General features: G+C 69.0%; 9 protein-coding genes. 3 read left to right on the top strand and 6 right to left on the bottom strand.

What is annotated here, in order from left to right; translation table 11 throughout:
* Positions 1-228 precede the first annotated feature (228 nt).
* The 6 genes from AC3A57_RS16700 to AC3A57_RS16675 form a co-directional block, all read right to left on the bottom strand.
* On the bottom strand, positions 229-1,491 hold the full coding sequence (locus AC3A57_RS16700) for an aspartyl/asparaginyl beta-hydroxylase domain-containing protein (protein ID WP_487579954.1): 1,263 nt from the start codon (positions 1,489-1,491) through the stop codon (positions 229-231).
* Between the two features lie 199 nt (positions 1,492-1,690).
* Positions 1,691-2,644, bottom strand: coding sequence for a DUF4097 family beta strand repeat-containing protein (locus AC3A57_RS16695; protein ID WP_487579953.1), 954 nt, complete (start codon positions 2,642-2,644; stop codon positions 1,691-1,693).
* 14 nt (positions 2,645-2,658) lie between these two features.
* Positions 2,659-3,273, bottom strand: a complete 615-nt coding sequence (locus tag AC3A57_RS16690; protein ID WP_487579952.1) for a hypothetical protein — start codon at positions 3,271-3,273, stop codon at positions 2,659-2,661.
* A complete protein-coding gene (locus AC3A57_RS16685) occupies positions 3,270-3,857 on the bottom strand; it encodes an RNA polymerase sigma factor (RefSeq protein ID WP_221669595.1) in 588 nt (195 codons plus the stop codon). Before AC3A57_RS16685 ends, AC3A57_RS16690 begins: the two co-directional genes overlap by 4 nt.
* A 292-nt stretch (positions 3,858-4,149) precedes the next feature.
* On the bottom strand, positions 4,150-5,892 hold the full coding sequence (locus AC3A57_RS16680; RefSeq protein WP_487579951.1) for a phosphoenolpyruvate carboxykinase (GTP): 1,743 nt from the start codon (positions 5,890-5,892) through the stop codon (positions 4,150-4,152).
* A 102-nt stretch (positions 5,893-5,994) separates the two neighbouring features.
* Positions 5,995-6,639 (bottom strand): TetR/AcrR family transcriptional regulator, encoded by a 645-nt coding sequence (locus AC3A57_RS16675; protein ID WP_221669597.1) that lies wholly within the window; start codon positions 6,637-6,639, stop codon positions 5,995-5,997.
* 347 nt (positions 6,640-6,986) lie between these two features.
* Here AC3A57_RS16675 and AC3A57_RS16670 point away from each other — a divergent pair, with 347 nt between their 5' ends.
* The 3 genes from AC3A57_RS16670 to AC3A57_RS16660 all read left to right on the top strand — a co-directional run bounded on the left by AC3A57_RS16670 (position 6,987) and on the right by AC3A57_RS16660 (position 10,768).
* Positions 6,987-9,473 (top strand): acyl-CoA dehydrogenase, encoded by a 2,487-nt coding sequence (locus tag AC3A57_RS16670; RefSeq protein WP_487579950.1) that lies wholly within the window; start codon positions 6,987-6,989, stop codon positions 9,471-9,473.
* A gap of 361 nt (positions 9,474-9,834) precedes the next feature.
* A complete protein-coding gene (locus AC3A57_RS16665; RefSeq protein ID WP_487579949.1) occupies positions 9,835-10,311 on the top strand; it encodes a hotdog fold domain-containing protein in 477 nt (158 codons plus the stop codon).
* Between the two features lie 79 nt (positions 10,312-10,390).
* Positions 10,391-10,768 (top strand): hypothetical protein, encoded by a 378-nt coding sequence (locus AC3A57_RS16660; RefSeq protein ID WP_487579948.1) that lies wholly within the window; start codon positions 10,391-10,393, stop codon positions 10,766-10,768.
* Positions 10,769-10,890: the final 122 nt, after the last annotated feature.

The raw sequence follows: 10,890 nt of genomic DNA, 5'->3' as shown, positions 1-10,890 counted from the left end.
GAGCCTTGTCAAGGAAAGCCCTTTTCTTTGGTTACCCTTTCTTTTGGGCTCAGCAAAAGAAAGTAGCCCGGCCGCGCCAGCGGACGGAAGCTTTGCCCTTGCTAGTTTGCCCTTGCTTGAAGGAGGAGACATCGAATCCCCCCCCCTGCAAGAACATCGCATGCTGTGACCGCGAGCGCGCCGACCGGGCAAGCGCCAACCCGGCGCCCACGTCCTCGCTGGCGCCCGTCAGCCCGCCAAGAACTCGCGGTGCGCGCGCATCATCGCGTCGACCATCTCGCGTTCGGCCAGCGACAGCAGCGGATTCCAGACGTCGAAGATCAGCACCACCCGCAATTCGTCGCTGTCGTTGCGCGCCTCGTGCTCGATCGAGTCGTCGAAGATCAGCACTTCGCCGACGTTCCAGCCGCGGCGTTCGTAGCCGACCCGGTAGCTGCAGCCCTCCGGCACGATCAGCGGCAGGTGCACGACCAGGCGCGCGTTGGTCTCGCCGTGGTGCGGCGGGATGTGGGTGTGCGGGGCCAGCGCCGAGAACATCGCGTTCGGGCAGACGTCGGCGATCTGGGCCATTTCCACCGCTTCCAGCGCGGCGCGGGTCTGCGGACAGCGCTGCAGGTGCTCGTGCACCGGCTGGGCGTAGCTCCACAGCTTGTAGGTGCTCCAGCGGCGCGAGTGATTGAGCTCCTGCCACTGGTTGACCGGGTCGCCGGGCTGGTACTCGATGTACGGCGTGAACTCGGCCTGTTCGTTGCGCAGCGCCTCGCGCATTTCGCGCTGGATCTCGTAGGTGCGCGCCTCAAGTTCGGGCACCCAGGAAAACTGCGCGCGATCGTAGAACGGGATCGCCGGCAGCCGCGGCACGCACAGCTGATTGCAATCGGAATGGTAAGGCTTGCTGCGCCCGACCATGATCGAGGCGGCCTCGTCCCAGCGTCCGCGCACTCCCGCTTCCAGCGCCGCGCGCGGTCCGCCGACGTGGTGGGCGAGGAACTCGGCGAACTCGTCCTGGTACTGGCCGACCCGCGCCTGGGCGTGCGCCAATTGCTGGCGCAGCATGTCCGGCCAATGCGGCTCCGGCGGCGCCACGGTCAGCGCGTTCTTGTACGCCTGCGCGGCCAGGCGCGCGCGCCCGTGCCGTTCCAGATGGTTGGCCTTGGCCAGCAAGCCGGCGAGGAAGTACGGGTCCAGCGCCAGGGCGGCGTTGATCGCCTGCCACTCCGCGTCGGCGTCGCCGCGCTCTCGCTGCACCATGCCCAGCGAGAGCAGGATCATCGGATCGTTCGGCGCGGCCTGGTGCGCGGCCTGCAGCAACCCGACCGCGGCGCCGGCGTCGCCGCGCTGCAGGGCGTGGATGCCGAGGCTGTACAGCGCCTGCGGATGCTGCGGCGCCAACGCGCGCACCTGCTGCCACAGCCGCTCGGCCTCCTGCCAACGCCCCGCGCGCGAAGCCAGGCCCGCGGCCTGGACCAGTTGATCGATCTGTTGGCTCAAGCGGGCTCCGCCTCGTGGGAATACCGGCGCACGATACCGCGCCCGGCGCGCGCTGTGGTCGCGCAAAGCGAACGGGCAGGAGCGGCCCGCCCCTGCCCGTCGTTACCTGCCTATCGCTACACGCCTATCGCTTCAGGTCCATCGCCAGCCGGCCTGTCACCCGCCGCACGCCGCCTGGCCTGCCGCCAGGCGGGCCGGCTCAATTCAGGTCCAGCCTCGCGTCGCCGGAGAAGGTCTCGATCCGGACCTTGCCGCTGCCGCTGCCGTAGCGGTGTTCGAAGCTCGAACCCGGGCCGTGCTTGGGCCGCTGGATCTGCGCGTCGGGGGCTTCCAGGTCGCCGCTGAAGCTCTGCCCGCGCACGGTCGCCGACAGGTTGCGCGGCAGGGTCAGGCGCACATCGCCGCTGACCGTTTCCAGCGAGATCTCGCCGCCCGCGGCCAGGCCGACGTTGGCGCGCAGGTCGCCGGACACCGAATTGCCCGACAGCTTGGTCAGTTGCGACTGATGGGTGGCCAGGTCGATCTTGCCCGACACGGTTTCCAGGTCGACTTCGCCGCCGAGCCGGCCGCGCAGGCTGAGGTCGCCGCTGACCGTCTGCGCCGACACTTTGCGGCTGTTGAGGGTCAGGCGCAGGTCGCCGCTGACGCTGTCGATCTCGGCTTCGCGCGGCGCGCCGGCGACGGTGACGTCGCCGCTGACGCTGTCGATGCTGAGTTCGCGCGAGGCCACGCCATTGACGTCGACCGTGGCCGAGACCGCATCGATCTCCAGCGCGGCCTGCAACGGCAGGGTCACCCGCAGTTCGGTGGGCTCGCCGCTGTCGCCGCCGCCGACCAGGAAACCGATGCCGCTGCCGCGGTTGGGATAGCGCACCTTGATCGACAGGCGCTGCCGATCGCCCTCGATCTCCAGCTTCTCGACGCCTTCGCCGAGGCTGCCTTCGATCTTGACCTCGGGGCGGTCCCAGACCCGCACCTGGATCAGCCCTTTGACGTTGTCGATCTCGACGCTGCCCAGCGGATCCAGCGGCCGGGTCTGGTTGATCGGCGTCGCCGCCAGGGCCGGCAGGGCCGCGGCCAGCGCCAGGCTCAGCAGGCCGAGCGCGGCGGGTGCGCGGAGAACGCGGCGGAACGAAGAGTGGACATGAGACATGGGCGTCCTCCTGGTCAGGTGTAGGCCACGCGCTGAGCCAGCGCGAGGCGTCGTGCGTAGGTGCGGCGCAGTTGGTCCAGCAGCAGCCGCGAATCGGGGTCGTGGGCGAGCGCATCGAGAATCAGCGCCGCGTTGCGGTCGAGCTCGTCGAAGGCCGGCTGCAGTTCGCGGTGCTGGCCGGCGGCCGGGGCGACCTCCTGCAGCGCCGCCTGGTATTGGCGGGTCATGCCGGCGGCCTCGCGCTGGACCAGGCTGGCCGGCGCGCCGGCCTGGGCCGTCATACGCTCCGCCGCGGGCCCGGAATCGGGCGCGCGGAAGTGCGCGGCGATGCCGATCGCCAGCGCGGCCACGCCCGCGGCGAGCGCGACCGGCGCCATCCAGCGCGAACGCGCGTCGCGCTCGCGGCGCGGCAGCGCGACGACGCCGGCGGGATGCGCTTGCGCGGGGGCCTCGGCGGCGGGGACGGTGCCCGAAGCCTGTTGCGGGCCCAGCCGGGCGGCGATGCCCGGCCACAGATCGGCGGCCGGCGGCTGGTCGCGGCGCATCGCGCGCAGCTGCCAGCGCAGCGCGTCGGGCAGCTCGCTTTCGCGCGACGGGACATCGTTGGGGGGAAGCTCGCGCTCGTTCATGCCTGTTCTCCGAGCCGCGCGCGCAGCAGATTGCGCGCGCGGTGCAATTGCGCCTTGGAACTGCCGACCGCCATGCCCAGTTCGGCAGCGATCTCCTCGTGTTTCCAGCCTTCCACGTCGTACAGCACCAGCACCGCGCGGGCCCGCGGCGGCAGGGTCGCGACCGCGCGCTCCAGGTCCATCGACAGGGCGGTGACATGGCCGGCGGAATCGGCGCTGCCGATCCCGTCGAAGGCGTCTTCGTCGTTGTCTTCCAGCGGCCGGCTGCGGCGCCCGCGCAGCTCCATCAGCGCGGTGTTGACCGCCAGCCGGTGCAGCCAGGTGCCGAAGGCCGACTCGAAGCGGAAGTTCGGCAGCGCCTGCCAGGCGCGGACGAAGGCCTCCTGGGTCAGGTCCTCGGCGCGGGCGCCGGCATGGCCGACCAGGCGCGCGATCACGCCATGGACGCGGCCGGCATGGCGCCGGTACAGGGCCTCGAAGGCGGCCACGCCGCCGGAGGCGGCCGCGGCGACCAGCGCGCGGTCGTCGTCGGCCTCGGCCGGGGCGGCGAAATCGGGAACGGAGTCGGTCACGGCGGTCAGCATACTGAGTCCGATGCGGGGCCGGGGCTCAGGGTTTAAGGGCCAGGAACGAGTGGAGAGGAGTGAGAAACGAGGGGGGCGTGTCGGTCCGGTCAGTGGGCCAGGACGAGTGGAGAGGAATGAGGAACGAGGGGGGGGCGTCGGTCCGGCCAGCACGTCGCCGGGCGCAGGTGGGGCGCAGGCCGGTCCGGACGGTAGAGCCGATCGCGCCGGAGCAGAAGAAAGAGGAGCGAGACCCGAGCCGGCCGCCCCGCGACCCGCTCGCTCCTCACTCCTCTCCGCTCACGCCTGGCTTTTAGCCCTTCAGCGCCGCCGCGATGCGCTGCTGCTCGTCATGCAGGGCCTGCGGCATGCGCGGGCCGTACTCGCGCAGGTACTCGCCGATGCTGTCGAACTCGGCGCTCCAGCCGGCACGGTCGAAGCCGAACAGCTTGGCCTGGGCTTCCTCGCTCAGGCTGACGCCGTCGAGGTTGAGGTCGCCGGCCTGCGGCAGATGGCCGATCGGCGTTTCGCTGGCGCCGGCTTCGCCCTTGACCCGGCCGATCATCCACTCGATCACGCGCAGGTTGTCGCCGAAGCCCGGCCACAGGAACTTGCCGTCGTCGCCCTTGCGGAACCAGTTGACGTGGAAGACCTTCGGCAGCTTGGCGCCGGCCTGGTCGAACGACAGCCAGTGGCCGAAGTAGTCGGCGAAGTTGTAGCCGCAGAACGGCTTCATCGCCATCGGGTCGCGGCGCATCACCCCGACCGCACCGGTCGCGGCGGCGGTGGTTTCCGAGCCCATCGCGGCGCCGACCAGCACGCCGTGGGTCCAGTCGCGGGCCTCGAACACCAGCGGCACCAGCGAGGCGCGGCGGCCGCCGAACACGATCGCCGAGATCGGCACGCCGGCCGGGTTCTCGGCTTCCGGCGAGTAGCTCGGGCACTGCTTGGCCGAAACGGTGAAGCGCGCGTTCGGATGCGCGGCCGGGCCCTTGGCGGCGTCGTAGGCGTTGCCGCGCCAGTCGGTGGCCGGGGTCTGGCCGTTGTCCAGGCCTTCCCACCACGGCTGGCCGTCGGCGGTGACGCCGACGTTGGTGAAGATGGTGTTGCTCTGGATCGACTCGAGCGCGTTCGGGTTGGATTTGGCCGAAGTGCCCGGGGCGACGCCGAAATAGCCGGCTTCCGGGTTGATCGCGTACAGGCGGCCGTCGGCGCCCGGGCGCATCCAGCAGATGTCGTCGCCGACCGTCCACACCTTCCAGCCGTCGCGGCGGTAGCCTTCCGGCGGAATCAGCATGGCCAGGTTGGTCTTGCCGCAGGCCGACGGGAACGCCGCCGCGACGTAATGGGTCTCGCCCTGCGGATTCTCGATGCCGACGATCAGCATGTGCTCGGCCAGCCAGCCTTCCTGGCGCGCCTGGTGCGAGGCGATGCGCAGCGCGTGGCACTTCTTGCCGAGCAGGGCGTTGCCGCCATAGCCCGAACCGAACGACTTGATGGTCAGTTCGTCGGGGAAATGCATGATGAAGCGGCGTTCCGGATCGAGCTCGCCGATCGAGTGCAGGCCGCGCACGAACGAATCGCCGCGTTCGATGCGCGCGAGCGCCGCCGCGCCCATCCGGGTCATCACCCGCATGTTGGCGACCACGTACGGCGAATCGGTGATTTCCACGCCGCAACGCGCCAGCGGCGAGTCGATCGGGCCCATGCAGTACGGAATCACGTACAGGGTGCGGCCCTGCATGCAGCCGTCGAACAGCGCGTCCATCTTGGCGTGCGCTTCATGCGGCGCCATCCAGTGGTTGTTCGGGCCGGCGTCGTCGGGTTCGCGGGTGCAGACGAAGGTCAGGTGCTCGACGCGGGCGACGTCGTCGGGATGCGAGCGGTGCAGGTAGCTGCCCGGATGGGTGTCCTGGTTCAGCGTTTCCAGGGTGCCGTCGGCGAGCATCTGCGCGATCAGCGCTTGGTTCTCGGCATCGCTGCCGTCGCACCAGTGGATCTTGTCCGGCCGGGTCAGCGCGGCGACCTGCGCCACCCAGTGATTGAGGGCCGGCAACGAACTGCCCGCGCTCCCCGGCACGGCAGTCGCGGGGGCGGGATCTTTCAAATTGGCATTCACGGCATTGCTCTCCAGCCGGGGAAACGATGGGTAACTTGTTTACGACGAAGGAATGAGCGTGGCCATCATGTGCTCGACATAGGCCTCGAATTCGTCGTGTTGCATGCGGGTCTGGTGCAACTGCAGGTTCAGCTGCAGGAAGCCGACGTAGGCGGCGTAGAGCAGGCGGGCGCGATGCTGCGCATCGGTGCGGCTGAGGCCGGCCTGGCGGAAAGAGGCGGTGAGGTAATCCAGGCGGCGTTCGGAGACGCGGCCGATCACCGGCTGCACGGCGGGATGATCCAGCGCCTTGAGCAACTCGGAATAGATGATGTGCGACTTGACCTCGTGGGCGACGAGGTGGAACAGCGAGCGCAGGCGCTGGCGCGGATCGGGAATCGGTTCGAGCTGGCCGAACACGGTTTCCTGCTCGACCTTTTCCCAGCGCTCGAGCGCGGCGACCAGCAGCGCATCGCGCGAGGGGAAATGCCAGTAGAAGCTGCCCTTGGTGACGCCGAGCCGGCGCGCCAGCGGCTCCACCGCGACCGCGGCGACGCCTTGTTCGGCGATCAGATCCAGCGCGGCCTGCGCCCAGTCGTCGGCGCTCAATCGTCCGCTGCGCTCGGGCTTCGCTTCGGCCTTGGACTCGGTCGCGGCGGTCGTGTCGAGCTTGTGCTCGGGCTTGGTCGGGGCGGGCTGGCTCATGGATGACAAGTTTAACCATACGGCATGGTCGGGAACAGTACGCAGTGCAGCAAAAGCGACGGCCGTGGGGATTTGCGATTCGGGATTCGTTCAAGCAATTCCCCTGGTCCCCATTCAGAAATCCCGCGCCGCCCTCCCCCCGCAACGCCGATTCCCCGTTCCCCATTCCCGATCCCCGCCGCCGGTTGACAGCTCGGAAACGCGATTCCATACTCGGCCGTATGTTACGCGTTTGATGCCAGCGTTTGAATGCCGGGGCGCCGCAGGGAGGCCGGGCCCGCCATCGCCGCCGGCGTCACGCGCATCCGACTAGCTTGAGTCTTAGCCGCATCCTCCGGAGCGCCGCCATGAGTATCGCGATCCCCTTCCTTGCCTTCCTTCTCGTCGGCGCCATCGCCGCGTACCACCGCCTCCGCCTGCCGGTCTGGGCCGCGCTGACCGCTACCGTGCTGGTCGGCTGCTACCTGCTCGGCGCCAACCCGACCGCAACCGTCGTCGCCGCGGTGCTGGTCGCGCTGATCGCGGTGCCGCTGCTGATCCCGCAGATCCGCCTGCCGCTGATCACCAAGCCGCTGCTGGGCTTCTACACCAAGATCCTGCCGCCGCTGTCGGAAACCGAACGCACCGCGCTGGAGGCCGGCACGGTCGGCTTCGAAGGCGAACTGTTCTCGGGCAAGCCGGACTGGCAGCAGTTGCTGTCCCAGCCCAAGCCGGAGCTGACCGCCGAGGAGCAGGCCTTCCTCGACGGCCCGACCGAAGAGCTGTGCAAGATGACCAACGACTGGCAGATCACGCACATCGACGCGGACCTGTCGCCGGCGCTGTGGGACTTCGTCAAGAAGAACAAGTTCTTCGGCCTCAACATCCCGAAGGAATACGGCGGCCTGGGCTTCTCGGCGCTGGCCAACCACAAGGTGATCCAGAAGCTGGCCTCGGTGTCGAGCGTGGTCAGCTCCACCGTCGGCGTGCCCAACTCGCTGGGTCCGGCCGAGCTGCTGATGCACTACGGCACCAAGGAGCAGAAGGAGCATTACCTGCCGCGCCTGGCCGACGGCCGCGAAGTGCCCTGCTTCGGCCTGACCGGGCCCTGGGCCGGCTCCGACGCCACCTCGATCCCGGACTACGGCATCGTCACCACGGGCGAGTGGAACGGCGCCCGCGTGGTCGGCGTCAAGCTGACCTTCGACAAGCGCTACATCACCCTGGCCCCGGTCGCGACCCTGATCGGCCTGGCCTTCCGCATGTACGACCCGGACGGCCTGATCGGCGACAAGCGCGACATCGGCATCACCCTGGCCCTGCTGCCGCGCGACACCCCCGGGGTCGAAGTCGGCCGCCGCCACTTCCCGCTCAACTGCACCTTCCAGAACGGTCCGATTCACGGCAAGGAAGTGTTCATCCCGCTGAGCCAGCTGATCGGCGGCGAAGCCTATGCCGGCAAGGGCTGGCAGATGCTGGTCGAATGCCTGTCGATCGGCCGCTCGATCACCCTGCCCTCCTCCGGCAGCGGCGGCGCCAAGATGGGCGCGGTCGTGACCGGCGCCTATGCCCGCATCCGCAAGCAGTTCGGCCTGTCGGTCGGCCGTTTCGAAGGCGTCGAGGAAGCGCTGGCGCGCATCGCCGGCAAGGCCTATGCGATCAGCGCGCTGTCGCAGGCCACCGCGGCCGCGGTCGCGCGCGGCGAAAACCCGGCCGTGCCCTCGACCATCGCCAAGTACCACTGCACCGAGATGGCGCGCGAAGTCGCCACCGACGTGATGGACATCCACGGCGGCAAGGGCATCATCCTCGGCCCGAAGAACTACGCCGGCCGCAACTGGCAGGCGCTGCCGATCATGATCACGGTCGAAGGCGCCAACATCATGACCCGCTCGCTGATGATCTTCGGCCAGGGCGCGATCCTGTGCCACCCGTGGGTGCTCAAGGAAATGAAGGCGGCGATGCTGCCGGACAAGGCGCAGGCGCTGCGCGAGTTCGACCAGAACCTGTTCGGCCACATCGGCTTCGCGATCTCCAACGCGGTGCGCAGCTGGTGGTTCGGCATCACCGGCGCCAAGCTCGGCGCCGCCCCGGGCGACAGCTACACCCGCCGCTACTACCGCAAGCTCAACCGCTACTCGGCGACCCTGGCGCTGATGGCCGACACCTCGATGCTGCTGCTCGGCGGCAAGCTGAAGTTCAAGGAGTCGCTGTCGGGCCGCCTGGGCGACGTGCTGAGCCAGCTGTACATCGCCAGCAGCATGCTCAAGCGTTATGAGGACCAGGGCCGCCCGGCCGGCGACCAGCCTTTGCTGGCCTGGGCCTTCCACGACGCCGTGCACAAGATCGAGCTGGCCCTGTCCGGCGCGCTGCGCAACTTCCCGATCCGTCCGGTCGGCTGGCTGCTGTGGGCGCTGATCTTCCCCTGGGGCCGTCGCGCCCAAGCCCCGAGCGACCGCCTCGGCCACCGCGCCGCGTCCTTGCTGATGTCGCCCAACGACGCCCGCGACCGCCTCGCCGAGGGCGTGTTCACCACCCCGTGCGCGAACAACCCGGCCGGCCGCATCAACAGCTACCTGCAGAAGGTGATCCTGGCCGAACCGGTCGAGCGCAAGTTCCTCAAGGCGCTGAAGAACAGCGACATCCAGGCGCTGGACTTCGCCAGCCAGCTCGACGAGGGCGTGCGCGAAGGCTGGATCACCGCCGAGGAGCGCAAGCAGCTGGAAGAACTGCGCGAGATGACCATCGACACCATCAGCGTCGACGACTTCGACGCCGCCGAACTGCGTTCGGCCGGCTACAAGCCCTACGCCGACGACGGCGGCCATCACGGCGATACCCGCGCGGCGGCGTAAGCCTCGCGGAACCGAAAACGGCGGCCTGGGGCCGCCGTTTTCGGTTCGGGACTCGGGACTCGGGACTCGGGACTCGGGACTCGGGTTTCGGGAACCGGGAATGATCCATGCCGCAGCGCCGGTACTAATTGGCGACCGGCGTCAGCCTCGTCGTCGGTCCTGGAACATCGACTCGAAAACCGCCGCGCGAGTGTGCGCACAAACTCCACGACGAAAGAGGATCCTCGTCCCGGGCAGCCCGCCCGATCGTCGGCCGCATCCCCGGCCTAGAACCCGATCCGATAGTGCATACGGCTCCCACCTGCCATCCGGAAGCCATTCCGCCGCCCCTTCTATTCGACCCGATCTCGCGAATGCCACCATGAGCGCCAACGTCCTCGCCCTCTACCGCAAGCTCACCCGCTACCCCGCCGGCCACTGGCTGTTCAGCCGCGCGGTCTGCTTCAAGGCGCCCTACTTCGCCAGCATCTCGCCGCGCTTCGAATCCCTGGAGCCCGGCCGCTGCAGCGCGACCATGCGCCACCGCCGCGCCATCACCAACCACCTCGGCACCGTCCACGCCATCGCCATGTGCAACCTGGCCGAACTCACCGCCGGGGTAATGACCGACGTCAGCATCCCTGCGTCGATGCGCTGGATCCCGGTCGGCATGAGCGTGGAATACCTCAAGAAAGCGGTCGGCACCGTCCGCGCCGTCGCCACCCCGGCCACGCCCATCGTGGAATCCGACAGCGCTTACGACCTGCCGGTCGAGGTCGTCGTCACCGACCCGGGCGGCGAGACCGTGTTCCGCGCCCGCATCGCCATGCGCGTCTCGCCCAAGCCCAAGCGCGCCTGATTCGCGCGCCAGGCACACCCCGCGGCCGGGTTGCAGGCGTAGCATCCCGCCCGACAGCATTCCGCACCGGAGCCCCGTCATGAGCGCAAGCGCCTGGATCTGGCTCGGCGGCCTGCATAGCCTGGCCTTCGCCGTCTTCCACATGGCGTTCTGGAAACTGTTCGGCTGGCGCCGAACCCTGCAGAGCGCCACCGTCGCCGATCGCGCCATCCTGCAGATCCTCAACCTGCGCCTGATCTACGTCCTGCTCGGCATCGCCGCGCTGTGCTTCTTCTACACCGACCAACTGCAGAACACCGCGCTGGGCCGCGCGGTGCTGATCGGCATGGCCTTGTTCTGGGTGGGGCGGACGGTGGAGCAGTTCGTGTTCCTGCGCATCAACCGGCCGATGGTGCATGCGCTGACGGCGCTGTTCGTGTTGGGGGCGGCGATTTTTGCTGCGCCTTTGTTCTATTGATCGGAGCGCGTCGGCATCCGTTGGTGAAGGATCGGGCTCGGACTGCCTTGCCCCTCCCGTTTACGGTGACTGACTGCCACAGGATCGGCAGAATCAAAAAAGAGGGCTCTGATCTCGTTACC

This window comes from Lysobacter sp. Soil_C_15 (assembly GCF_057657315.1).
This window is presented reverse-complemented; position numbering and strand designations above follow the sequence as displayed.

What these genes read in the sequence shown, in the direction of transcription:
- AC3A57_RS16695 (WP_487579953.1), bottom strand. Translation starts at nt 2,644, where the DNA reads ATGTCTCATGTCCACTCTTCGTTCCGCCGCGTTCTCCGCGCACCCGCC.
- AC3A57_RS16690 (WP_487579952.1), bottom strand. Translation starts at nt 3,273, where the DNA reads ATGAACGAGCGCGAGCTTCCCCCCAACGATGTCCCGTCGCGCGAAAGC.
- AC3A57_RS16685 (WP_221669595.1), bottom strand. Translation starts at nt 3,857, where the DNA reads ATGCTGACCGCCGTGACCGACTCCGTTCCCGATTTCGCCGCCCCGGCC.
- AC3A57_RS16675 (WP_221669597.1), bottom strand. Translation starts at nt 6,639, where the DNA reads ATGAGCCAGCCCGCCCCGACCAAGCCCGAGCACAAGCTCGACACGACC.
- AC3A57_RS16670 (WP_487579950.1), top strand. Translation starts at nt 6,987, where the DNA reads ATGAGTATCGCGATCCCCTTCCTTGCCTTCCTTCTCGTCGGCGCCATC.
- AC3A57_RS16665 (WP_487579949.1), top strand. Translation starts at nt 9,835, where the DNA reads ATGAGCGCCAACGTCCTCGCCCTCTACCGCAAGCTCACCCGCTACCCC.
- AC3A57_RS16660 (WP_487579948.1), top strand. Translation starts at nt 10,391, where the DNA reads ATGAGCGCAAGCGCCTGGATCTGGCTCGGCGGCCTGCATAGCCTGGCC.